The organism is Actinomadura alba, from assembly GCF_014323705.1.
Taxonomy (GTDB): Bacteria; Actinomycetota; Actinomycetes; order Streptosporangiales; family Streptosporangiaceae; genus Actinomadura_C; species Actinomadura_C alba.
Window position 1 is genome coordinate 39,144 of sequence record NZ_JABVEC010000031.1, and the last position, 23,670, is coordinate 62,813.

22 protein-coding genes are annotated in these 23,670 nt (G+C 72.9%); 13 read left to right on the forward strand and 9 right to left on the reverse strand.

Translation table 11 applies throughout. The features are described from left to right. The first annotated feature begins 22 nt into the window (after positions 1-22). Together HKK74_RS30315 and HKK74_RS30320 are read left to right on the forward strand one after the other, a co-directional pair. Positions 23-781, forward strand: coding sequence for a class I SAM-dependent methyltransferase (locus tag HKK74_RS30315; RefSeq protein ID WP_187246809.1), 759 nt, complete (start codon positions 23-25; stop codon positions 779-781). Between the two features lie 295 nt (positions 782-1,076). Continuing rightward, a complete protein-coding gene (locus HKK74_RS30320) occupies positions 1,077-4,163 on the forward strand; it encodes a hypothetical protein (RefSeq protein ID WP_187246810.1) in 3,087 nt (1,028 codons plus the stop codon). 38 nt (positions 4,164-4,201) lie between these two features. Here the strand turns inward: HKK74_RS30320 and HKK74_RS30325 are convergent, their stop codons facing one another. From HKK74_RS30325 to HKK74_RS30340, 4 genes are all read right to left on the reverse strand, one after another. After that, the gene (locus HKK74_RS30325; RefSeq protein WP_187246811.1) at positions 4,202-5,068 is read right to left on the reverse strand and encodes a universal stress protein; all 867 of its coding nucleotides are present in this window, start codon (positions 5,066-5,068) and stop codon (positions 4,202-4,204) included. Positions 5,069-5,177: 109 nt separating this feature from the next. Continuing rightward, entirely contained in the window at positions 5,178-5,426 is a 249-nt protein-coding gene (locus tag HKK74_RS30330; protein WP_187246812.1) for a DUF1876 domain-containing protein, read from the reverse strand. 117 nt (positions 5,427-5,543) lie between these two features. Continuing rightward, positions 5,544-6,545, reverse strand: coding sequence for a CapA family protein (locus HKK74_RS30335; RefSeq protein ID WP_312881940.1), 1,002 nt, complete (start codon positions 6,543-6,545; stop codon positions 5,544-5,546). Then, the gene (locus HKK74_RS30340) at positions 6,542-7,510 is read right to left on the reverse strand and encodes a universal stress protein (protein ID WP_187246813.1); all 969 of its coding nucleotides are present in this window, start codon (positions 7,508-7,510) and stop codon (positions 6,542-6,544) included. Before HKK74_RS30340 ends, HKK74_RS30335 begins: the two co-directional genes overlap by 4 nt. A 198-nt stretch (positions 7,511-7,708) precedes the next feature. Here HKK74_RS30340 and HKK74_RS30345 point away from each other — a divergent pair, with 198 nt between their 5' ends. Then, complete coding sequence (locus HKK74_RS30345; RefSeq protein WP_187246814.1) at positions 7,709-9,082, forward strand: WS/DGAT/MGAT family O-acyltransferase; 1,374 nt, start codon at positions 7,709-7,711, stop codon at positions 9,080-9,082. Between the two features lie 150 nt (positions 9,083-9,232). After that, positions 9,233-10,444, forward strand: coding sequence for a M20 metallopeptidase family protein (locus HKK74_RS30350; RefSeq protein WP_187246815.1), 1,212 nt, complete (start codon positions 9,233-9,235; stop codon positions 10,442-10,444). Positions 10,445-10,552: 108 nt separating this feature from the next. Here HKK74_RS30350 and HKK74_RS30355 read toward each other — a convergent pair whose 3' ends face one another. The 3 genes from HKK74_RS30355 to recQ form a co-directional block, all read right to left on the reverse strand. Continuing rightward, positions 10,553-11,821: an RNA polymerase sigma factor gene (locus HKK74_RS30355; RefSeq protein ID WP_187246845.1), complete on the reverse strand. Its 1,269-nt coding sequence runs from the start codon at positions 11,819-11,821 to the stop codon at positions 10,553-10,555. A 4-nt stretch (positions 11,822-11,825) separates the two neighbouring features. Then, complete coding sequence (locus HKK74_RS30360; RefSeq protein ID WP_187246846.1) at positions 11,826-12,221, reverse strand: YciI family protein; 396 nt, start codon at positions 12,219-12,221, stop codon at positions 11,826-11,828. Positions 12,222-12,353: 132 nt separating this feature from the next. Then, positions 12,354-14,204, reverse strand: coding sequence for a DNA helicase RecQ (gene recQ, locus HKK74_RS30365; protein ID WP_187246816.1), 1,851 nt, complete (start codon positions 14,202-14,204; stop codon positions 12,354-12,356). A 180-nt stretch (positions 14,205-14,384) separates the two neighbouring features. Between recQ and HKK74_RS30370 the strand changes: the two genes are divergently transcribed. Together HKK74_RS30370 and HKK74_RS30375 are read left to right on the forward strand one after the other, a co-directional pair. Then, complete coding sequence (locus HKK74_RS30370; RefSeq protein ID WP_187246817.1) at positions 14,385-15,575, forward strand: hypothetical protein; 1,191 nt, start codon at positions 14,385-14,387, stop codon at positions 15,573-15,575. Between the two features lie 228 nt (positions 15,576-15,803). Further along, positions 15,804-16,394 carry an Rv1733c family protein gene (locus HKK74_RS30375; RefSeq protein ID WP_187246818.1) on the forward strand — a complete coding sequence of 197 codons (591 nt, stop codon included), beginning with the start codon at positions 15,804-15,806 and terminating at the stop codon, positions 16,392-16,394. Positions 16,395-16,473: 79 nt separating this feature from the next. On the opposite strand, the gene HKK74_RS30380 is transcribed toward HKK74_RS30375, so the two are convergent. Further along, positions 16,474-18,228, reverse strand: coding sequence for a GAF domain-containing sensor histidine kinase (locus HKK74_RS30380; RefSeq protein ID WP_187246819.1), 1,755 nt, complete (start codon positions 18,226-18,228; stop codon positions 16,474-16,476). A 111-nt stretch (positions 18,229-18,339) separates the two neighbouring features. Between HKK74_RS30380 and HKK74_RS30385 the strand changes: the two genes are divergently transcribed. The 5 genes from HKK74_RS30385 (at position 18,340) to HKK74_RS30405 (ending at position 21,153) form a co-directional block, all read left to right on the forward strand. Next, the gene (locus HKK74_RS30385; protein WP_187246820.1) at positions 18,340-19,032 is read left to right on the forward strand and encodes a response regulator; all 693 of its coding nucleotides are present in this window, start codon (positions 18,340-18,342) and stop codon (positions 19,030-19,032) included. A 72-nt stretch (positions 19,033-19,104) separates the two neighbouring features. After that, positions 19,105-19,533 carry a pyridoxamine 5'-phosphate oxidase family protein gene (locus HKK74_RS30390; protein WP_246492138.1) on the forward strand — a complete coding sequence of 143 codons (429 nt, stop codon included), beginning with the start codon at positions 19,105-19,107 and terminating at the stop codon, positions 19,531-19,533. Between the two features lie 130 nt (positions 19,534-19,663). After that, entirely contained in the window at positions 19,664-20,098 is a 435-nt protein-coding gene (locus tag HKK74_RS30395; protein ID WP_187246821.1) for a pyridoxamine 5'-phosphate oxidase family protein, read from the forward strand. An 85-nt stretch (positions 20,099-20,183) separates the two neighbouring features. Further along, positions 20,184-20,795 (forward strand): CBS domain-containing protein, encoded by a 612-nt coding sequence (locus HKK74_RS30400; protein WP_187246822.1) that lies wholly within the window; start codon positions 20,184-20,186, stop codon positions 20,793-20,795. A 145-nt stretch (positions 20,796-20,940) separates the two neighbouring features. Continuing rightward, positions 20,941-21,153, forward strand: a complete 213-nt coding sequence (locus tag HKK74_RS30405) for a hypothetical protein (protein ID WP_187246823.1) — start codon at positions 20,941-20,943, stop codon at positions 21,151-21,153. A gap of 38 nt (positions 21,154-21,191) precedes the next feature. Here HKK74_RS30405 and HKK74_RS30410 read toward each other — a convergent pair whose 3' ends face one another. Continuing rightward, the gene (locus HKK74_RS30410; RefSeq protein WP_187246824.1) at positions 21,192-22,337 is read right to left on the reverse strand and encodes a baeRF10 domain-containing protein; all 1,146 of its coding nucleotides are present in this window, start codon (positions 22,335-22,337) and stop codon (positions 21,192-21,194) included. 379 nt (positions 22,338-22,716) lie between these two features. Between HKK74_RS30410 and HKK74_RS30415 the strand changes: the two genes are divergently transcribed. Together HKK74_RS30415 and HKK74_RS30420 are read left to right on the forward strand one after the other, a co-directional pair. Next, positions 22,717-22,929 (forward strand): hypothetical protein, encoded by a 213-nt coding sequence (locus HKK74_RS30415; RefSeq protein WP_187246825.1) that lies wholly within the window; start codon positions 22,717-22,719, stop codon positions 22,927-22,929. 100 nt (positions 22,930-23,029) lie between these two features. Beyond that, positions 23,030-23,605, forward strand: coding sequence for a TetR family transcriptional regulator (locus tag HKK74_RS30420; protein WP_187246826.1), 576 nt, complete (start codon positions 23,030-23,032; stop codon positions 23,603-23,605). Positions 23,606-23,670: the final 65 nt, after the last annotated feature.

Genomic DNA, 23,670 nt, shown 5'->3' on the forward strand with positions numbered 1-23,670 from the left:
ACCAGGTCATCAGGAGGCCGAGATGGACGCGCCGCACCGAGCGACGCTCGCCCGGTCCGTACGGCTGCTCAAGGCCTTCCGCACCGAACAGACCGATCCGGAGCACTTCTACGGGCTCATGGCCCGCGACACGGTGGCGCAGCTCCGCTCCTACACCCGTCTGGACGGCGCGACGGTCATCGACGTGGGAAGCGGATCCGGATTCTTCACCCGTGAACTCCGCGCAGCGGGCGCCCGCTGCGCCGGCGTCGAGGTCGACGCCGGCGAGATGACCGCCTTCGGCCGGGCACCGGGCGACAGCGTTCTCGGCAGCGCGCTGCAACTGCCCTTCCGGACCGACGGGGCGGACGTCTGCTTCTCGTCCAACGTGCTGGAGCACGTGCCCGAGCCGTGGCGCATGGCCGGTGAGATGGTGCGGGTGACCCGGCCCGGCGGCATCGTCTACCTGTCGTTCACCAACTGGCTGTCACCGTGGGGCGGGCACGAGACCTCGCCGTGGCACTACCTCGGCGGCGACCGCGCCGCCCGCCGCTACGAGCGCAAGCACGGACGGCCGCCCAAGAACCTGCACGGGACCAGCCTCTACCCCGTCTCGGTCTCGGCCACGCTGGGCTGGGCCCGGGGGCGGGCCGACGTCGAGGTGCTCGACGCCCTGCCGCGCTATCACCCGCGCTGGGCCAGGGGCGTCACCCGGATCCCGGGGATCCGCGAGGTCGTGACCTGGAATCTCGTGCTCATCCTGCGCAAGAGGCCGCGAGAGGCGACGAGGCACACCGGCTGACGCCTCACCGCCTCCGTCCACACCGCGTCAGGTTCCGCCGGCCGGTCCGCCCGGCCGCGCAGTTGATCAAGGATCGGCGTAGCCAGGGGTGCTGCGATCCTTGATCGTCATTGAAGTGCCGTGCCTTGCCGCGTCGAGGCACGACCTGGTTGCCGTCCGCCCGGATCTTCGGGTGTTCCAGGGCGGCGCGGGGACGGCGTCCCCGGCGGGTCCCGGGCGACACACCGCCTCTCACCGGACTATCCTCCCGTTCTGTCCATGGACGACGAAACGACCACAGCCGATTGCGGGTGGCATGGAGACGCCGGACAGCTCGGAGGCACCGGACCGAGCGACCGATGAGCGGACCACGCGGGAGGGCCCAGTTGCACCGGCGGACGGCTCATTCCATGAGCGGACGGTAACGGCCTACGCGCCCCTGACGGCGCTCTACCGGCTCTTCGACGGCCGGTTGCGGGAGGGCGTGCCACAAGACCCTGAGCCGATCGGCTGGCGGCCGCACCTCGAGGCGCTGGCCGCTCTCTCGGAGGGACGCGTCTCCGGAGACCTGGAGGCGCTCGCCCGGCTGCTTGTCGATCCGGCCGCGCTGCCGGAGGAGGACCGGCCTGGGCCCGCCCTCGACCTGGGTGGTGCCGTCCAGGACCCGGAACCCGCCGACGCGACCCCGGCCGGCAACGATCCCGCGGAGACCATGGCCCTCCCGGTGCTTCCGGACCCGGTCGATACGGCATCGGCCGCACCTGTTGAGGTCACGCCCGACGAGGCGACTCCCGCCGAGACCATGGCGCTCCCCATCCTGCCCGACCCCGGCCAGACCCCACCGGCCGCCCCCGAACCACCCGAAACGGCACTAGCGCACATCGACCCCGTAGGCACTGCGGACCTCTCAGAGACGGCCCTCCCGGCTCCCGTGTCCTCCCCCGCGCCGGTGGAAACGCCTGCCACGCCCCCCGCGCGGCCGGCTCTCCCCGCCGGCGGGCTGGAGATCGCGCAGGTGGCGGAGCAGGCCGCCGAGGCCGGACGCGTACACCTGATCCGATCTCTGGGGACCGGCGCGGACGCGGCGGTCATCGCGGAGTTCGTACGGCGGCGGTCCGCCGGCGGTGCCCGCACCCTGCTGCTGGTGCCCACCGCCGACGCCATGGACGGTTTCCTGGCCGGCATCGGCGTCGACGAGGGGGTCTTCGCGGTGCGGATCGAGCCCCGCGTCTCCCCGGCGGGCGAACCGTCCTGGCCCGAGGACCGGATCCACGGCGGCGTGGTGCGCGCGGTGGGCACCTCCTACCAGCGAGCCTGGGAGGCCGAGCGTCAGCGGCTGCGCCGTGACCTGATGTGGCTGGAGCAGTGGCCGCGCGACCTGGCGGCGCTGGCGGCCGTCCGGGCCGAGCACGAACGGCGCTCGGGACTGGTGTCCGAGAACGAGGAAGAGCTCACCGCGCGGATTCGCGAGCGGAACGCCGTGGTAGCGGCGGCCGAGCAGGAGGTCCTGGCGGCCCGCGAGGCCGGCGAGAGCCTGGTGGAGCACGAGAGCCGGGCCGCCGCCGAGGCCACGCGGACCCGCACCGAGTGGGAGCGCCTGCAAGGCGTCGCCGACGCCGCGGCACACGTCGCCGAAGAGCGCACTCGCGGTGCCGAGTCGGCCGCGGAACGCCATAGGGAGCTGTCCGAGCGGCATGCCCGGTGCGTCGAGGAGTTCGACGCGGCGCGGCAGCGCGAACGGTCCCTCATCGAGGAGCTCGCCCGCGCCGAGGACGCGCTCCCGGAGGCGGACGCCGACGTCGAGCGGTTCACCGCCGCGGCGACGCAGGCCGCCGCAGTGGGGCACGCGTGCTACTACCGGATGGCGGCCGCCGAGTCGGCGCTCGCCGCGGAACGCCGCAAGCTGAGCCTCGCCCAGCGAATGCGCATCGTCCCGTCCGAGCCTGGCATGGCGCGGCTGCGCCGCGAGCTCTCCAGGCACAAGAAGGAGGCCGAGGAGGCCGCGGCCCACGCCAGGCAGACCAGTGAGGCGCTCGACAAGGCGGAGCGGCACCGCGACGGGCTCGCGACCTTCCTGGCCGGTGGCGCTGACCAGTTGGCGGCCGTGCGGCAGGAGCAGGCCCGCCTCAGCGCGGACATCGCACGTGTGTCCGCCGAGCGGGACGGTGCCGAGGCCGAGCACCGTGAGCACGCCGAGCGGGTCGGGGAGGCCGTTGAACGGGCCACCGAGACGGGTGCGGCGGCCGCCGGGGCCCGCGCCGTAGGCGAACAGGCCGAGGAACGGCTCGCCGAGGCCCGGCGCGCGCGTGAGGAGGCCGCGGCAGCGACGGATCGGGCCGTCGCCGAGGCCGAGACCGCCAAGCGGCGGCTCGGCGAGTCTGAGGCCGAGCTGCGGCGCCGCCGCGAGGAGGGCGCGGTCGAGCTCGCCGACGGTCTGGCGGAGATCGAGGCGGCGGCCGAAGCGGCGGCCGGCTCGCGCGGCCACGTGGCGGAGATCTGCGGGACCGATCCGGTGAGCGCCGGAGAGGACGTCCTCGCCGACCACCGGAATCAGACCATGGCGCGAATCGAGCGAATCTCCACGTGGGCGGAGCTGCTCGGGGATCCCGCCGCCGGCGTGGGCTCCGCCGACCCGTTCGGCACGGGCTCCGCCCCCCTTGCCACCGGCGCGCTCGACGGCGATCCGGTCGACGGCGGACCCGTGGACCTCACCGGCGCCGTGGGCGCCATCGAGGCGGGATCGGCGGAGGCCGCCGGGGAGCCGACCGAGGACCAGCCGTCCGCGGCGGTGGCGCCGGTTCCGGCCGGCCCCGATCCGCTCGACGCGCTGGGCGAGATCATGCTCGCGACCGCTGACGTGGTGTGCGGGACGGCGCTCGGAATCGCCGCCTGTCCCACCGTGGCCGGCACCCGGTTCGACACGCTGCTCGTGGCCGACGCCGGGCGGATCTCCGATGGAGAGTTCCTCATCGGCGCGGTCCGGGCTCGCGGGTGGGTTCTCATCGGGGACGAGCGGCGGCCTCCCGCGGGCGTGCCTGAGCCGCTCGAGGTCCACGTTCGCGCGCTGACCCTGCTCGGCATCGCCGACGAGTCACCGGACGGCGACCTCGACGCGGCCGCCGAGGCGATGCCGGCGCCCGGCGGCGAGGCGGACCGGGCGTCCCCGCAGCCGGCCGTTCGGACGGAGGCCGAGCGGCTTCGCGCCGAGGGGCTCTGGGAGAGCCGTTATCGGGACGCCTACGACAGGGCACTGCGGCCGCTGAGGGACCGCGGCGAGCCGGGTCGCACCGCGGATCCGCGGCGGGACCTGGTCACGGCGATGGCCGACCGGCTGGGCCGCGGCCCGTTCGGGCGCGCCGTCATGACCGCTCCCGAGCCGCCCGAGCCGCCCTCCGGCGCGTAGCGCGCGGCCGGACGGCTCTGGACTCCGGCGAGTCCCCCTCAGTCGCGGGGGCGTACGACGGCGACCGGGCAGTGCGAGTGGTGGATGATCCCGTGGCCCACCGAGCCGAGCCGGATCGAGCCGAGGCCGATATGGCCTCGCGCCCCGACGACGACCAGGTCGGCCCGGCCGGAGGCGTCGACCAACGCCGAGACGGGATGATCCCGCACCACGTCCTCGACGATCTCCACATCGGGGTGCCGCTTCCGCCACGGAGCGAGTGCCTGGGCCACGTTCCAGCAGTTGTCCTGCTCGATCTCCGTGAGATCGAAGGGGTACTCCGCCGCGATCAGCGGCGCCGACAACTGCCAGGCGTGGAGCACCCGGAGCCGGGCGGACCGCACGTTGGCCGCGTCGAAGGCGTACTCGAGGGCCGCGGACGGATCGTCCGGCAGGTCCAGCCCGACGACCACCTCGCCGTTGACCCTGCCGCCGTCGCCGCGGACGATCACGACGGGGCCGGCCGCGCATCCGGCGACGCGCAGCCCCGTCGACCCGAGGAGCAGGCTGGTGAACCCGCCCAGGCCCCGATGGCCCAGCACCAACTCGTACGCCTGCCTGGACAGGTCGCAGAGCGCGTGCGCGGTGGAATCCTGCGCGAGCTCGGTCGTCACCTCCGCGGGCCCGCGCTCGCGCGCCAGGGCCTTCGCGTCGGCCAGCAGCCGCAGCCCCCGCTCGGACAGCGACTCGCGCATGCCGGGTGGCGGGAAGAGCGGAATGTCGTGCACCCAGCGCTCGATGACGTGAACGATGCGCAGGGGCCGTCGATGCCGCATCGCCTCTTCGGCCGCCCATGTGACCGCCCGGTCGGCCGGCGGCGAGCCGTCGGTGCCGACGACCACAGGGGCGAACGTCGGATCGGGCATCGGACCTCCCTTCGATGAGCGGGCTTCGGACAGCACGGCCGCCCCTGTCGGCACGGCCTTCGGCACAACCGGTCCGCCGGTGGGGCGGCGGCGGGCCGGCGGCTCGCTCCTACGCCGGGCCGGCCAACTGGGCGATGTCGTCGGCGGCCACCGTCCGCAGGCGATCGGCGAGATCCGCCAGGGCCCTGCTGGCGGCCAGCTCGTCGCCGATCTCCGGAATGGGGCGGTCGCCGGGGTTCCGCCGGGCCCGACCGACCCCGCTGATCCTCATGCCGTCCCTGAGGAGGACGGCGCGCGCGACCGTGTCGTCGCGATCCTCACTGATGTAGACCTGGACGGCCCACTGTTTGCTCTCCATGGCGCCCCCTCGCGCGTCGGTCCCACCTCGATCTTCCGTCGCGGGGACGTCACCCCCTGAGGGGCACTGGTCCCCATATCTAGGGACCTCTGGGCCTTTGCCCTGCACGTTTCATCGTCAGGCCGATCTGGGGGCCGCCACGGCCAGCCGGCCGTCCTCCGCGCGCACGGTCGCGCCGAAGGCGCCACACGCGGCGGTGAAGCGACGCCTGATCCAGTCCCGCTCGGCACCCTCCGCGAGCCGCGTACGGCAGTAGTCCAGGGCCAGCGGGACCGCCTCGATCAGCTGGGGCCCCCGGTCGTCCAGCGTCACGATGAACAGCAGTCCCAGGTCGTTGCGCCTCCAGGGGTCGACCGCGTAGTCGTCGATGAAGTCGCCGGCGTCGTACACGACGGGCCAGTCCACGCCGTGGAAGACGTGCGCGGAGTGGCCGGCCACCAGGGCGGCCCCCGCCGCCACCAGGACGCGGGCCGCCTCCCGGACGTAGGCCGGCGGCTCGGTGGTCATGTTGGGCCCCCAGTGCGGCGTGACGAGGACGGTGCCGGCGTCACGCCGCAGCCGCCTCACCTCGTCGACGAGCCAGTCCGGAACCCCGTGCCGCAGATCGGCATAGGCGACGCCGGGGCGATCGGAGGCGGCGGCGAAGTCCGCGGGGTGGTCGGTCACCCCCAGCACGGCCAGCCGTGTGTCCCGGACCCGCAGGACGGCGGACGCGCGCGCCTCGGCCCGGTCCGCGCCGGCTCCCACGGCGCGGATGCCCGCGCCGGCGAGATGCTCGCGCGTGTCGGCCAGCGCCTCATAGCCGAAGTCGAGAGCGTGGTTGTTGGCGAGGGTCACGCAGTCCACACCCAGTGCGGCGAGCGTCTCGACCGCCCGGGGCGGCGCCCGGAAATGGAAGAGCTTGCCCGGCGATTCCCAGGGCCTGCCCCGCTCCGACACGCAGCACTCCAGATTGAGCACGACGAGGTCGGCCGTGGCGACGATCTCTCTCAGCTCACCGGAGAACAGGTCCGGGGGCTCCACCGTGGCGAGGCGGTCGGCGACCTTGCGCCCGAGCATCGTGTCGCCGGCGACCGCGACCTTGATCGGTGTCCGCTCCGATCCCGCACTCCGGGTCACGACGGCCGCCGCCGCCCTGCCCCTCGGCTCGGCCCGACACCACGGCCCGGGCTCATGCGGTCGAAGCGCGCCGGCCGGGCCGGCTCCCCCCGGGCCCGGCCCGCCCGATCGTGGTGCTCCTCGCCGCCGGAGAACCACAAGGGGTGCGCCACGGTCACCGAGCACGGCGCGTGGAGCAGCAACTCCCGGCTCACCGCACCCAGCGTCAGCGGCGAGGGGCCCCCGTTTCCATGATCGCCGACCACCAGCATCTCGGCGCCGACGGCCGCCTCGGTGAGCGCGCCGCGTGGCGGCTCCGGCACCAGGTGCGTCCAGGCGGACACCTGCGGGTACTTGTCCCGCCAAGGGGCCACGGCCCTCTCCAGCATCACCCCGGCCCGCTGCCTGAGAATCTCGGGGTCGATCTCCGGTGGCCGATCGGGATCGCCGAAGCAGTGCACAGCGTGCAGGTACCAGCCCTTCAGGGCCGCCTCCTCGAACGCGAACGCCAGAGCCGCGTCGCTCGCGGCCGATCCGTCCACCCCCACGATGATCCGGCGGTCCGCGGGCTCCACGCCGCGGATCACGACGACCGGGCAGCTCGCCCTCGCGGCCGTACGCACGGCGATGGACCCCCAGTGCAGCTCCCCGCCGCCGTGAGAGCCGACCACGATCAGCTCGGCGTCGTCGGCGAGGTGCAACAGGGCCGAGGACGGCGGGCCGGGCAGCAGGGCCTTCCTCACCGGCACGGTGGGCGCGCTGGTCCGCGCGATGAAGACGCCATGGTCGAGCACGTGCTCGGCCATGCGCTCGACGGTCGCCGGCCAGCCCGGATAGAGCTTCGTCATGGGGCGCTCCCATTGCCACGCGTGGCAGACGGTGACCCCGATCCGGCGCAGCTTCGCCTCGGTGACGGCCCAGCGGACGATCTGATCGCCCGCTCTCGACCCGTCATAGCCGACGACCACGTGCGAATGCCGGCTCATGCCCCCTCCTCGGACCCGTGCCTGTGCGACCGGCGCGACGGCCGGCGAACCGGCGCGGTGGCGTCCCTTCAGGACATCCGGTCACGAAGACCGGTTCGTAGGGCCGTACGTCCCCGGCGGCGGGACATCGGTCCCTTGCCGGCACCGGTCGCGAAGCGGTGCCATGGAGGGGCCGGCGGGAGCGGATCGGGAGGCGACATGGAACGCATGAACGCGCTCGACGCCGGATTCCTCTTCGCCGAACGGGAGGACACCCCCCTGCACATCGGCTCGGTGACGGTGTTCGAAGGGCCTGCCCCCGCCTACGGCGACCTCATCCGGATGATCCTCGGCAAGCTCGCGAGGGTGCCCCGGTACCGGCAGCGGGTCCGTACCGTGCCGCTCAACGTCGGCCGGCCGGTCTGGGTCGACGACCCGCACTTCCAGATCCTCTACCACGTCAGGCACACCGCCGTGCCGGCGCCGGGCGGCGCCGAGGAGCTCCGCAACCTCGCCGGCCGGGTGCTCGCGCAGCGCCTCGACCTCAGCAAGCCCCTGTGGGAGGTGTGGCTGGTCGAAGGACTCGAGGGAGGCCGCTGGGCGCTGATCGCCAAGGTGCACCACTGCGTGGTGGACGGGGTCGGCGCCGGTGATCTGATGACTCATCTGCTCGACCTCACCCCGGACGCCGAACCGCCCGCGCGACCCGAGCCATGGGACGTGGAGCCGGCACCGTCCACGACCTCGCTGGTGCTCCGCGGCCTGTGCGACGCGGTGGCCGAACCGGTGGGGCGGTGGACCGGCTCGGCGGCGCTCGCCCAGCGGATCAGCGACATCCGGGGTGTCATGGACTTCGTGGGCGGCCTGCCCGGCAGCCTGCGGCGGGCCTCCGAGCCCACCGCGCGGTCGTTGACGGGCGCGGCCGGCCCGCATCGGCGGTGGTCCTGGATGGAGGCCGACCTCGACAAGGTCAAGGCGATCCGCAAGGCGCTCGGCGGCACGGTCAACGACGTGCTGCTCGCCGCCGTCACGCGGGGCCTGTGCGATCTGCTCGAAGCGCGCGGCGAACTGACCGCGCGGACCCGGGTGCGCTCCCTGGTCCCCGTCTCGGTGCGCGGGGACGACGAGCACGCGATGCTGAGCAACCGGGTGTCCGGGGTGATCGTCACCCTGCCGTGCGGCGAGCCCGACCCGGTGGAGCGGTTGCGGCTGATCCGCGAACAGATGGAAGGCCTCAAGGGAACCCACCAGGCCGTGGGCGCCGACGCGCTGGTCCGGCTGGCCGGCTACGCGCCCACGCTGCTGTCGCTTGCCTCGCGCGCAGTGCTCGCCGCCGCGCGACCGCTGTTCCAGGTGGTGTCCACGAACGTGCCCGGCCCGCCCTTCCCGCTGTACGTGATGGGCCGCAAGGTCGTCCAGCTCTACCCGTACGTCCCCATCGCCGCCGGCGTCGCGGTCTCGGTAGGGATCTTCTCCTATCTCGGGCGGCTCTACTTCGGCGTCACCGCGGACTTCGACTCGATGCCGGATCTCGATGTCTTCACCACCGGCGTACTGGCCGGCATCGAGGAACTCCTCGACTCTCCCGTCTGACCCCGGCCGGATCAACGGATCCGGGGCGGAGTCGACGGTAAAGCCCAGGTGGGCCGCGGTCGAGCCGGCATCGGGTGAGCCGCGGATGGGTTACTTTGTGTCCTGAACGCCGTGCGGCGCACGCCCCGGCATGGACTGCGAGAGGTGTGCATGGGGTCGTCGCTCGGGGACGCGGGACAGGCGGGTTCCGCGCCGAGGCGAACGCGGGACGCGTGGATCGAGAAGTTCCGTGCCGCGATCGCCGACGAACTCCCGGCCGCGGTCGCGTTGCGCCACCGGCTGCACGCCGACCCCCGCGTGTCCGGAGACGAACACGACACCGCCAATGCGGTGGTCCACGCTCTCGACGCCGGCGACGGGACGGCGGTCGCGGGCACCGGGCGAATCGTCCGGATCGGCGGCGAGGGCCCGCCGGTGGTGCTCCGCGCCGAGCTCGACGCGCTGCCGATCATCGAGCAGACCGAGGTGGACTGGGCGGCCAGATCGGGCGTGATGCACGCGTGCGGGCACGACGTGCACATGGCCGGGCTGGTCGCGGTCTGCAGGGCGGCCGCGAGGATCGGCATCGCGGTCCCGATCCTCGCGCTCCTGCAACCGCGTGAGGAAACCGCACCGTCGGGCGCCGAGGACGTCGTCGCCTCCGGTGTGCTCGACGACGCGCCGGCCGTCATCGGGGCGCACGTCCAGCCGCGGCTCGCGCACGGGGTCGTGTCGGCCACGCCGGGGTCGGTCAACGCGGCGGCCGACGAGTTCGAGATCACCATCGCGGGCCACGGCGGGCACGGCGGCTACCCGCATGTGACGCGCGACCCGGTCCTCGCGCTGTGCCAGGTGGTGGTGAGCCTGCAGCAGGTGGCCAGCCGGCGCTTCGACCCGGTACTCGGGGCGGTCTGCTCCGTGGGACAGGTCACGGCGGGCAGCGCCCCCAACGTCATCCCCCGGACGGCCACGGCGCGCGGCAACATCCGGGTGATGCGCAACCAGGACCGTGCGGTGGCGGCCGACCTGATCCGCGAGATCGTCACGCACACCGCCGCGGCGCACGGCTGTGAGGGAGACGTACGGATTCACCCGCTGCAGCCCGTCCTGCACAACGACCCCGCGCTCGCGGGCCGGGCGGCGCGGTGGCTGACCGACCTGGGCGCCGCCGCCGACACCGGCTTCCGCTCCTACGGCTCCGACGACTTCTCGCACTACTGCGAGATGTCCAGGGGACTCATGATGTTCGTCGGCACGGCCGAGGACACCTCACCCGACTCCCCCGGCCTGCACCACGCCCGGTTCCTGCCGGACGACGCGCTGGTCGGCCAGGTCGCCGGCGCCTACCTGGCCGGCTATCTCGCCGCCGTTGAGGACGGTTGACCGCCACCGGGGATCCGGTGGCGCGCCACCGCGCCGGCGAACATGCCGCCGCGGCTGGATCCACGACGCGATGACCGAACCCGGCACTGGATCCGGCAACGCCCGACCTTACGGCGGCGGCTGCCGGCCGGACGCGGTGAGCCGGGCGGCGCGGGTGGTGAGGTAGTGCCGCTCCGGCACGCTGGTGGTGAGGTTGGCCGCCAGGCGGTAGCTCTCGGCGGCCGCCGACCGTTCGCCGGCCATCTCGAGCAGGTGGGCCCGGGCCGCATGCAGGCGGTGATGCCCGGCCAGGCGCCCGTCGGCGTCGAGCGCCTGGAGCATCTCCAGACCGGTGGCCGGGCCGTGGACCATCGCGGCGGCGACGGCGCGGTTGAGCGAGATCATGGGGTTGTCGGACATGCGCTCCAGCAGGCCGTACAGCGCGAGGATCTGCGGCCAGTCGGTGTCCTCGACCCGTTCCGCCTCGTCGTGGACGGCCGCGATCGCCGCCTGGAGCTGGTAGGGACCGACGGCGCCCTTGGCCAACGTGTCGGTGATGAGCGCGACGCCTTCGGCGATGGCCGTGCCGTCCCAGCGGCCACGATCCTGCTCCGCCAGCGGGACGACCTCCCCACCCGGGCCGGTCCGGGCGGGGCGCCGGGCGTCGGTGAGCAGCATGAGCGCCAGCAGCCCGGCGACCTCGCAGTCGTCGGGGAGCAGTTCGCGGACCGCCCTGGCCAGCCGGATGGCCTCCTGGGACAGCTCGACGCGCTGCAGGTCGGGACCGGTGCTGCTGGCATATCCCTCATTGAAGATCAGATAAAGCACGTGCAGCACGGAGTGGAGGCGGTGCGGCCACTCCTCACGGGTCGGCAGGCGGAACGGCACGCCGGAGGTCCTGATGCGCTGCTTCGCCCGGCTGATCCGCTGGGCCATGGTCGCCTCGGGCATCATGAACGCGTGGGCGATCTGGGCCGTGGTGAGGCCGCCGACCGAGCGCAGGGTCAGGGCGATCGCCGACGTCGGGGTCAGCGCGGGGTGGCAGCACATGAAGAGCACCGCGAGCGTGTCGTCGCGATCCGTCTCGTGCTCACTGTCCGCGGGCGGCGCGGACTGCCGGTCGGAGGGCACCCGCAGGGCCGCGAGGCCCTCCCTGCGGCGCCGCGCCTGCTCGCTTCGCACCTGTTCGGTCATGCGGCGGGCGGCGACCTGGATCAGCCATCCCCGCGGGTTGCCGGGCAGCCCCTGCTCGGGCCATTGGGTCGTCGCGGCCAGCAACGCCTCCTGCACCGCGTCCTCGGCGGCGTCGAAGTCCCCGAAGCGCCGGGCGAGCACGCCGAGGACCTGCGGCGCCAGCCGGCGCAGCAGGTCCTCGATGCTCGGATCCGCGACGGTCAGTCCGCTACAGCTCCTCGGGCGGGGCCGACATCACCTGTCGTACCTCGATCGGCATGTTCAGCGGCCGGCCACCGGGGCCCGGCGCCGCCGAGACGTACGCGGCGATCTCGATGGCGCGCTCGGGACTCTCACAGTCGACGATCCAGTAGCCGGCCAGGAACTCCTTGGTCTCGGGGAACGGGCCGTCGCTGACCACGGGCTCCCGCCCATCGCCGCCGCCGCGGACGATCTTCGCCTGGTCCGGCATGGCCAGCCCCTGAGCGTCGACCAGTTCACCGGCATGGATGAACTTCTCGTTGACGCTTCCCATGAACTCGATGTGCGCCCTGACGTCCTCGGCCGGCCAGGTGTCGATCGGCGGGAAGTCCGTCTGCGCCTGGCTGAACTGCATCAAAAGCATGTACTTCACGTGTCTGCTCCTCGGTCTCGCACGCCCTCGATCGGCGCTCTCGCGGATAGGTAGAAGCACGCCCCGGATTCTCGACATCCCGGCCCGGAATCTCGGCGAAAAAATTTCCGGTGGGCCGTGCGCCTAGGCCGACAGGACATCCAGGACCTGCCGGCCGTACTTCGCGAGCTTGTTCTCACCGACGCCGGTCACCGCCGCGAGCTCGGCCGGCGTCGAGGGCAGCATCGTGGCGATCTCGCGGAGGGTCGCGTCGTGGAAGATGACGTAGGCGGGGACGCCCTGCTCCTTGGCGGTGGCGGCCCGCCAGGCGCGGAGCCGCTCAAAGACCGGCACCGCGGCTTCGGGCAGCTCGGCGGGCACGGCCCGGCCTGATCTGGCGGCCTTGGCCGCCTTGGCGGGCCGGATCCGCTCCGGCTCACGCCGCATCGGGACCTGACGTTCTCCTTTGAGCACGTCGGCGCTCGCGGCGGTGAGCACCAGCGTGCCGTAGTCGCCCTCGACGGCCAGGAGGCCCTGCGCCAGCAGCTGGCGCACCACCCCTCGCCACTCCCCGTCGCGGAGTTCGGTGCCGACGCCGAACACCGTCAGGGTGTGGTGACCATGCTGGTCGACCTTGGGCGTCTTCTTGCCGAGCAGGATGTCGACGATCTGCCCCGTACCGAACTTCTGGCGCCGCTCGCGGTCGAGCCGGTAGATCGTCGACAGGACCTTCTGGGCGGCGATCGTGCCGTCCCACGACTCCGGCGGCGACAGGCAGGTGTCGCAGTTGCCGCAGGGGGCACCGCGCTGGCCGAAGTAGGCGAGCAGCTGCACCCGGCGGCACTCCACCGTCTCGCAGAGGGCCAGCATGGCGTCGAGGTGGCCGCTCAGCCGGCGGCGGTGGGCATCGTCGCCCTCGGAGGTGCCGATCATCTTGCGCTGCTGCACGACGTCCTGGAGACCGTAGGCGAGCCAGGCGGTGGAGGGCTGGCCGTCGCGCCCGGCGCGGCCGGTCTCCTGGTAGTAGCCTTCGACGGACTTCGGCAGGTCGAAGTGGGCGACGAAACGCACGTCGGGCTTGTCGATCCCCATGCCGAAGGCGATGGTGGCGACCACGACCAGGCCGTCCTCGCGCAGGAAACGCGACTGGTGCGCCGCGCGGGTGCGCGCGTCGAGCCCCGCGTGGTAGGGTACGGCGTCGATGCCGTTCTCGACCAGGAACGCGGCGATCTTCTCGACGGAGGACCGCGACAGGCAGTAGACGATCCCCGCGTCGCCCGCGTGCTCGGACCGCAGGAACTCCAGCAGCTGCCGCTTGGGCTCGTTCTTCGCCACGATGCGGTACTGGATGTTCGGGCGGTCGAAGCTGGCCACGAAGTGGCGGGCCTCCCGCAACCCGAGCCGGGCGGTGATCTCGGCGTGGGTGGCCTCGGTGGCCGTCGCCGTCAGCGCGATCCGCGGCACGTCGGGCCACCGCTCGCTCAACTCCGAGAGGGCCAGGTAGTCGGGGCGGAAGTCATGCCCCCACTGCGCCACGCAGTGCGCCTCGTCGATCGCGAAGAGCGAAATCGTGCCGCGGTCGAGCAGCCGCAGCGTCGACTCGACCCGCAGCCGTTCCGGCGCCAGATAGAGCAGGTCGATCTCGCCTGCGACGAAGGCGGCCTCGACCACGCGCCGCTCGTCGAGGTCCTGCGTGGAGTTGAGGAACCCGGCCCGTACGCCCAGTGCGGTCAGGGCGTCGACCTGGTCCTGCATGAGCGCGATCAGCGGGGAGACCACGACGCCGACGCCCTTCCGGACGAGCGCGGGGATCTGGTAGCACAGCGACTTCCCGCCGCCGGTCGGCATGAGCACGAGCGCGTCGTGACCGGCGATGACGTGCTCGATGATGTCCTGCTGGCCGGCGCGGAACGAGTCGTAGCCGAAGACGCGCCGCAGTACGAGCGACGCCGGCGACGGGCCGCTCGTCTCGGGGCCGGGTTCCGGGGAGGCCATCCGGTGATTCTATGAGGATCCGGGGGTCCGCCGGGGCGGGTGCGGGCAGTCGTGCGGCGAGGGGTGCGCGCGGCCGCCACCGGCCCGGTCACCCGCCATGCGCTGGTACTGGTACTCGAATGAGGGACCCGGTCCGGAGAGGATACTCGGCCGGAGGAGAACCCGGCCCGAGGAGGCACCGTGGAGGCCGCCACCGAACGCGTCCTTGGCCTGCTCGGCAGGGCCGACCAGCTGAGGGTCCTCACCGCCGTGTCCGAGGCCCGGCTCGTGTCGGGTCACCCCCTGGACGACCCGTCGCACATCCTGCTCCGCGAGATCGCCATGGCCGAGGGCCTCGCCGCGGTGCGCGCCTACCTCGATGAGCCGTCACGGCGGGGCGCGGCCCTGGCCCGTACCGTACGGCGGCTGGAGAACACCGGGTACGAGGCGCTGCGCGAGCACGGCATCGATCCGGACGCGGTTCGCTCGATTCCCGGCGCCGCCCGTGCCGCCGCCCGCCGTCTTCTGCCCGGCTCGGCCACCGGCCGGGTCGACGGAGGCACCGTCCACTGGGCCAACCGCCATTCCTTCGCGGTGCTGCGCACGGGCGCCACCGAGCACCACGCGGGGCAGCCGTTCGCTGCGGTCACCGAGCACGCGGCCTCGGTCTTCGCCCGCCGCTACTACGGATTCACCGTGTCGGACCGCGACTCCTTCTTCTGCCGGCCGGAGTCCGTCCGGGTGGTGGCCGCCGGGTATGACTGGCTCGCCGGACAGGCCGAACCCGTGCCCGGGCTGACCGCGTGGCAGCGCCACGGCGTCGCCCGGCTACGGGACATCCCGGCGGACGCCGGCGGAGGACGCGAGCGGCAGGTGCTTCGCATGTACTGCACCCACGAGGTCGCGCACACCTACCGGCTCGATGGGCGGGAACCCGTCCTGGACATGCTCCGGCGTACCGGCCACGACCCCGGCGACGCCTTCCGCCACGGGATACCCGGCCCGCGCCACCTCGGCGCGTGGGACCGCCTGGCGAGTGGCGGCGGCCCACCGGCGAGCAACACCTTCGACGTCACCTTCCTGCTCTCCGACGTGCTGGCGACCCTCACCCAGGCCATCGCCGGCCCGGACGAGCTCGTCAACCGGCTCCAGGCCGCCTACCTGTGGCAGGCCGTCGCGCCGCCGACGCCGGCGAGTCCCCGGCGCGGAGTGATCGTCAGCCTGCGTACCGCCGAGTCGCTGGACCTTCACGGTCTCATGCGAGAACTCGAAAAGATCTTCGTGGCGGCCCGTACCTCGCCCGCCACGGTGCCCGCCCTGCTGGCCGCACTGGAGCACCACAGCCTGCGGCTGCTGCACGACCGTTTCCCGTACGCCGTTCCGACGCCATGAACGGCCCCTGATCCGGACCCGTGTCCGGCGCCCCTGTCGTGCCCGCGTCCGGACCCGCCGTCCGGCCCGTCGTCGTCATGGATCGCCCTATACGGCGCATTCCGGACCTTGTGGCCCGAAGGCCCCATCCGGCAAGGACCTGTGACCCTGCCGTCAGGGCCGAGCCCCTGCCTAGCGTCGAAAGAACACCTCACGCCGACGGGCACCAGGGCAGGAGGCGAATCGACCATGCGCGGGATCTGGGCAAGGCTGGACCGGGCTCGTAGACGACTCGGCCTCGACCGCAACGACCTCCGGCGCGGCGTCGACCGCGTGCAGTGGGCGCTGGCCAGCGCCCTGCTCATGGTGTTCCTGGCGGCCGCACCCGCGACCGCGAGCATCGTCGCCGACCACGTGTACGACTCCGGCGTGCGCACCGAGCACCGGGAGAAGGCGACCCGCCACCAGATCGACGCCACCGTCATCGGCGTCGCCGAGGCCTCGCGCACCGGGCAGACCGGGGCGACCGTTCCCACCGTGCGGCTGCGGTGGTCGGCACCTGACGGCACCCCCCGTACCGGTGAGGCCCCGGCGCGCGGCTCGACCGCCACCGGCACCACCCAGCGGATCTGGATCGACGACTCCGGCGCCGCGACGGCCCGCCCGCGCCGGCACGTCCAGACGGTCGGCGCCACGGTCTACGCCGCCACCGGGACGACCACCGCGATCGGCGGCCTTCTGCTGATCGCCTACGGCACGGTGCGCCGCCGCTGCGACCGGTGCCGCTCGCGGCTGTGGGACGTCGACTGGGCCCGCCTGGACCGCCGCCGGACCGGCTGACACAGGAAGACACAGGAAGACCCGCGCCGGGCCGGCGGATCCGGCAGGGCCCGAGCCGCCGATCGGTCGCGTGCGCCGCTCAGGTGTGCTCGGCGGTCGGAGGCACCCGCCACTGGAGCAGGGTTCCCCCGCCCTCACGCCGCCGGATCGTGAAAGACCCGCCCAGGCCCTGTGCCCGGTCGGCGAGGTTCCGCAGGCCGCTGCGCCGGCCCTCGGCCGGGACGCCCACTCCGTCGTCCTCCACCCGCAGGACCAGGTCGCACCCCACGTCGACCGACACGGTCGCCTGGCTGGCCTGGGCGTGCCGTGCCACGTTGGACAGCGCCTCGTGCAACACCGCCAGGAGCTGTTCGCCGACCTCATCGTCGACCGCGGTGTCGAGTAACCCGTCCAGGCGCACCGACGGGGCGAAGCCGAGACTCTCGGCAGCGCTGTCGACGATCGTGTGCAGTCGGCTGCGCAGGCCCTCCTGGCCGGGCGAGGTCTGCAACGCGAAGATCGTTGAGCGGATCTGCCGGATGGTGTCGTCGAGGTCGTCGATCGCCCGCCGTACCCGGTGCGCCACGTCGGGCCTATCGATGATCTTGATGGCGCTCATCAGGGTCATGGCCGTGGCGAACAGGCGCTGGATCACGGTGTCGTGCAGATCCTTGGCGATGCGGTCCCGGTCCTCCAGCACCACAAGGCGTTCGGCGCCGCGCCGGTGCTCGGCCACCGCCAGCGCGACGGCCGCCTGCCCGGCGAAAGCCTCCAAGAGCCGTCGGGCGGACTCCCGGAACACGGGGCCGCCGGGCGGGTTGGCGACCGAGATGACGCCTCGGGCACCCGTGCCCAGGCCGAGCGGCACCATCAGCACCGGGCCGATGTCTCTCCTGCAGAGCACCTCGGCGTCGGTCGCGGCCTCGCGCGCGTCGGGCAGCACCACCGACGCGCCGCCCCGGTAGACCCGGCCGGCGAGGGCGTTGTCGATGGGCACGCGCACGCCGCACATCTCGTCGGAGGCGTCACCGTGCACCGCCTCGATGACGAACTCCTGCGCCGGAACGTCGACCAGCGACACGATCGCGAGCGCCGCGTCGGCGATCTCGCGGGACCGCTGCGCCACCAGCGCCATGACGTCCTGCGGATCGGTGCCGGACAGCAGCGCCGTGGAGACCTCCGCCGACGCCTCGAGCCAGCGCTCCCGGTGCCGGCCGTCCTCGTACAGCCGGGCGTTCTCGATCGCGACGCCCGCGGCGGTGGCCAGGGCCGTGACGACGGCCTCGTCCTCCTCCTCGAAACCGCCGCCGCCGACCTTCTCGGTCAGGTAAAGAATGCCGAAGACCTCGTCGCGGACCCTGATCGGCACTCCGAGGAAACCGTGCATGGGCGGGTGACCCGCCGGGAATCCGTACGACTCGGGATGAGCGGAGATCTCGCCGAGCCTCAGCACGTGCGGCTCCTTGATGAGCAGGCCGAGAATGCCGTGGCCGTGCGGCCAGTGGCCGATCGCCGCGATCTGCTCCTCGGTGACGCCGACGGTGACGAACTGCACCAGTCGCTCGCCCTCGTCGCCGATCACGCCCAGTGCGCCGTAGCGGGCGTCCGCCAAGGTCATGGCGCCCTCGGTGATCCGGCGGAGCACGGTCTCGAGATCGAGGTCGCTGCCGACCGACACCACCGCCTCGAGCAGCGCGTGCATCCGATCACGGGTGGAGCGCGCGGTCTCGAGCCGCGTCTGCAGCTCGGTGAGCAGGTCGTCCAGCCGCAGCTGCGGCAGGCTCAACCTGGCGCGATCCTCCCCGGGTCGATCGTCGGGCCCCACACGGCAAGTATGCCTTGCTTCCGGCTCCATGTCCGGACCGGGACCTTGGTCCCCGCGATCACGGGACCTACGCTCTACCCAGGTCAGGGGCACAATGGTTACCGTCGGCGGCGTTACCCTGCCGGGGAGAGGGACCACGCCATGATCAGTCAGCCCTTCCACAGCCGGGACACCATCCGGGTGTTCCTGATGGACGACCACGAGGTGGTCCGCCGGGGTGTCGCGGCGCTGCTCTCCGAAGAGGCGGACATCGAGGTCGTCGGCGAGGCCGCGTCGGCAGAGCAGGCGCTGGCGCGCATTCCGGCGGCCCGCCCGGACGTGGCGGTGCTCGACGTGCGGGTGCCCGACGGGGACGGCGTCAGCGTGTGCCGGGAGGTGCGCTCCCGCATGCCCGAGGTGGCCTGCCTGATGCTCACCTCCTTCTCCGACGAGGAGGCCCTGTTCGACGCGGTGATGGCGGGCGCCGCGGGCTACGTGCTCAAGCAGATCCATGGCTCCGACCTGGTCGGCGCCGTCCGTACGGTCGCCTCCGGCCAGTCGCTCCTGGACCCGAGGAGCACCGCGCAGATGCTGCAGCGGCTGCGCGACCGGGCAGTGCGCAAGGATCCGCTCTCCGAGCTCTCGGACCAGGAACGGCAGATCCTCGAGCTCATCGGTGAGGGGCTGACCAACCGCCAGATCGGCGAGCGCATGTTCCTGGCCGAGAAGACCGTCAAGAACTACGTGTCGAATCTCTTCACCAAGTTGAACATGAGCCGGCGCACCCAGGCGGCGGCGTTCGTCGCGCAGCTCAAGGCGGCAAGGCCCAAGCCGGAGCGGCAGGGCACCGAGTGAACCGCGCGGCGACCTCCCGCGCATGGGTTCTTCTTTAAGGACCTTTTTCCCTATCCCTACACGACGGCCTGGATGACCATGTCTGTCATGCCCTACGACGCCGGCGGCCTGGAGATCCTCACCGCCGAGGAGTGCCGGACCCTGCTGGCCGGCGGCCTCCTCGGCCGCATCGTGTTCACCGACAGCGCGCTTCCCGCGATCCAGCCGGTCAACTACGCGATCGCCGACGGCGACCTGGTGATCCGGACCTCCACGCGGACGAAGCTCGCGGCGGCCGCGAGCGACGCGATCGTGGCCTTCGAAGTGGACGACTTCGACGCCGCGACGGGCCGGGGGTGGTCGGTCGTCGTGACCGGACACGCGCGTGCCGTCTCCGACCTTCGTGAACTCGCCGAGCTCCGGAGGCTGCCTCTGCGTCCCTGGACACCGGCGGACGGTGGCCACTACATCCGCATCCAGCCGGTGGTCCTGTCCGGTCGCCGCGTTCCCGGCACGGTGTGACCGCCACCCGTTGGCCTTTCCCCGGCAGAGGCGAAGGTCCATGCCGGCCGGGACCTCGAGCGGCGGACGCGGGCTCAGGCTGGGACGTTCGCCCCTGCTGTCACCGGCGCGCGAGTCACACGATGGGTGCATGGACGATGCCAACGGGCTCGAGATCCTCGATCGGCGGGAATGCCTCGCCCTGCTGGGCTCGGTACCGCTCGGCCGGGTCGTGTTCACTGAGCGCGCGCTGCCGGCGGTGCAGCCGGTCGACTTCGCCCTCGACCGTGACTGCGTGGTCATCCGGATGGCACCCGGGTCGAGGCTCGCGACGGCCATGCGCGGAACCGTGGTGGCGTTCGAAGCCGACGACTTCGACGGCGACAGCCGCACCGGCTGGTCGGTCACCGTCGTCGGCCAGGCCAGCGCGGTACGGGACCCCGCCGAGGTGAACCGCTTGTCCCGGCTGCCGCTTCGACCCTGGGCCCCCGGCCGGCGGGACCAGTTCATCCGGATTCCGAGCCAGCACGTCACCGGCCGCCGGATGAATCCGGCCACGCGCGGGAACGGCGGGCAGGCCGCCTAGGAACCGCGCCGCCGACGCGCGATCACCGACTCCGGCCGCCCCGGCCGCACGTCTTGCGTCCCGTCAGCTCGAGAAGGAGCCGTCCATGATCGTGCGAGAGGCGATGAGCACGCCGGCGGTGACGGTGCCCGGCTCGTGGTCGGTGCGGCAGGCCGTACGCCTGCTCCATGAACGCGGCGTCACCGCGGTACCCGTCGTCGACCAGGCCGGGTACCTGGTCGGGGTGGTGACCGAGACGGATCTGCTGCGCGGCGAGTTCGAGACCGATCCCGCCGCGTTCCTTCGAGCGACCGCCGCCGCCGGCGAGCCGCCGGTCGTCCGGGTCGAGGACGTCATGACCACCGAGGTACGGACGGCCTCGGAGAGCACCGACCTCGCGGCACTCGCCGAGCTCATGATCACGATGGGGCTGGGGATCGTCCCGGTGCTTCGCGGGGATCGCCTCGTCGGCGTGCTCAGGCGCCATGACCTCATGAGGCTGGTCTCCGACAGCGACGCCCGGGTGCGAGACGACGTCCTGGCCGCCATCCGCGAGCGCTTCCCCGCCGGGCCGCACTGGACCGTCACGGTCAGGGCCGGTGTCGTACGGCTCCAGGGGACCGCGGGCGGACACGCCGCGCGCGCGGTGCACCTGCTCGCCCGCACCGTGCCGGGCGTGACCAGGGTCGCGGTCGTCGACGCCCCGAACGCCGTCTGAGCCGGGGGCTCACCGCGCGGGCCGCGAACCAGGGCCGGAGGACGGGACAGCGGTGACGAAAGTCCCTTCGGGGTCCGCGGATCGGAGCGGACCCTGGGAGTGAGCCGGGCCCGCCAGGCCCCGCAAGTGATGCGAGGAGCAGACCATGACAAGGCAGATCGCCGTCGGCGCCACCCCACCCTCACCGGCCGTTCTCGAGGTTCGCATCCGGGAACTGGAGGCGAGGACGGCCACTCTCGCCGAGGTGGTCCGGCTCCTGACGCACGCGTTGGAGAGCAACCCGATGGCCGGACCCGGGGACACCACGATCAACACGGCGGCGCGGAAGGCTCACGAGATCCTCATGGCCGCCCGCTGACACCGGGCCCACCCGGCCACGGCGGCGACCGGCCACGGTCACGCGCTCAAGCCCGTGACCGGGAAGCGCAGGCGGGCGGCGGCACGCGCGCCGTCCAGCTCCGTTCCCCCCGGAACCTGGTCGACCGCGCCACCCGCGTCCAGCACCAGCACGATCGCCTCCCCGATGACGTCCGGAACCGCCCGCACCGCACCGGCGCACGAGGCGCAGGCCTGGCCGGTCAGCGACAGCACACCGCATCGGTCGCACGCGAACCCGCAGGCCCGATCGTCCGCCCGGACGAACAACTGCGCGATCGCGCGCTCACCGACGGCCTCGAGGCACGCTTCGAGCCCGGTCACCGCGAGGCCGCCCGCGGCATGCTCGTCGATCGCCTGTCGCACGCGCCGGCGGTAGCGGTCGTGCCGGAACCGGTCCGCCACGCCGTCCGCGAGGGTGCGCACCCTCGCGGCGGTCATCGTGTGCGGATCGATCAGGAAGGTTCCCGCCAGGCGTTCACGCAGGTCCGCAGTCAGCTCGGCCAGGAACCGGGACAGGGTGTGCTCCTGCCCGCCGACGATCAGCTGGTCCACGTCGCGTTCGCACATCGCCTGCCGCAGAAGGTCCGCGGTCCGGCGGAAGTGACGCTGCTGGATGCGCTCGGCGCGGTTGCGCACCCGGTACTCCGTGAGCCCGTGCCACCCGCCGTAGTCGGGCTTGCGCGGGCCGGCCGTCGTGAGCCGTGACTCCTCCAGCACTCCCTCGGGGCCGGACGTGCCGATCCAGGAGTGCTCGGCGTCCACGACCGCCGCGCAGTACGGGCGGGACCGCTCCCGCGCCTCCAGCAGAGGCCGCACGTAGGGCCGGATGTCGAGAACGGCGAGTACCTCGGGGGCGTGGGGCAGCCGTACCTCGTCGAACAGACCGAGATCGCCGGCCGCGAACAGCGCCACGCCGCTCCCCAGCCACTCGCGGGCGTGCTCCGCCGCGCGGCGGACCGCCGCCATCTCGGCCGTCACGGCCTTGCGGTGGGCCGCGTCCAGGCCGGCCCGGTCGGCGAGTGCCCCGAAGGCCACGTCGAGGCGTGCGGGCACGCTGCGCAGCTCGGACGGATCGGGTCCGAGCCGGAGGTACACCGACAGCACGTCGGGATGGCGGGAACGCATTCGCAGCAGCTCGGCGAGCCGCTCCAGGTCCGTGGTCATGACGGCGCCGCCGTCGCGCCGGCGCCCCGCGCCGTCGCCGGGCCGTACGGCCCGCGCTCCGCGGACCCGACCACCCGGCGGAGACACTCGATCCCGGTGAAGGACATGAGATCCCCCTCCGTTCCCTCGGCTCCCGTTCACCACCCTTCGCGCGCCCGCACACCAAGGGAAAGGGCCCTGCGCACCGCCCTGTGATGACCAAAGTCCTGAGCCGGGCACCCGTGGGCGCGGTTCGCGGGGCCTCCGGCGGCGCGAGCGGAGATCCAGGACCTGCGCCTGGCCGAAAGTGACCAAAGTCCCTGCTGAGGAGGGCCGGGCACGGCCGAACCTGAGCAAGGGGAACGGGTCCGTCGAGCGCCAGGTGATCAAGGAGCAGAGCATGAGCAGGCAGATAGCCTTCGGGGCGCGCGGCCCGTCGCCGGCCGTACTGGAGGAGCGCATCCGCCGACTCGAGGCGAGGACGGTCGCGCTGGCGGAGGCGGTCCGGTTGCTGACGTACGCGCTCGCCGGCACCCGGCAGAGCGACCCGGGCGAGATCGCGGTGTCCCAGGCCGTCCGCGAGGCGCACGGACTGCTCACCTCGAGCCGCTGACCGCATCGGACTTGACGCGCTGATCGATGACGCTATTCGCTTGCATCCGTCGGCGTCGGAGCCGGAACCGGGGCCGGACCGCGAGGAGGCGAACGCGATCATGGGCACGGAGCGAGATCGGTCTTTGCGTGACGAGTTGCTCGTGGCCGCCGCCGAACTGCTCGCCCGGCGCGGCTACAAACGCCTGCGCATGCAGGACGTGGCGGACGCGGTCGGGGTGAGCCGGCAGACCGTCTACAACGAGTTCGCCGACAAGTGGGGTCTCGCCCAGGCGGTGGTGCTCCGCGACAACGACGCCTATCTCGACGGTGTCGACGAGGCGCTGTCCCGCCATGAGGACCTGCGCTCCGCGGTCGCCGCCGCGGTGACCTACACCCTCAAGACCGCCTCCGACGACCCGCTCAAGAAGGCCATACTCACCGGCGCGGACAGCGAGGATCTGCTGCCGCTGTTCACCACCCGGGCCGACCCCCTGCTGTTCGCCGCCCGCGCCCGCATCGTCACCCACGCGGTGAGCCAGTGGCCGGACCTCGACCGCGACACGGTCGCCGAGATCGCCGACGCCGCCGTCCGGCTCACCCTGAGCCATGTCGTCCTGCCCGCCGAACCGCCCGAGACGGTGGCCCGGCTGATCGCCCGCATCGTCACCCGCTATCTCGGCGAGGCCGCCCCATGACCCGTCGACCGGCCCCCTGGTAGTCGGCACAGAGCCCGCCGGTACGGGCGGGATAACCCGTTGGC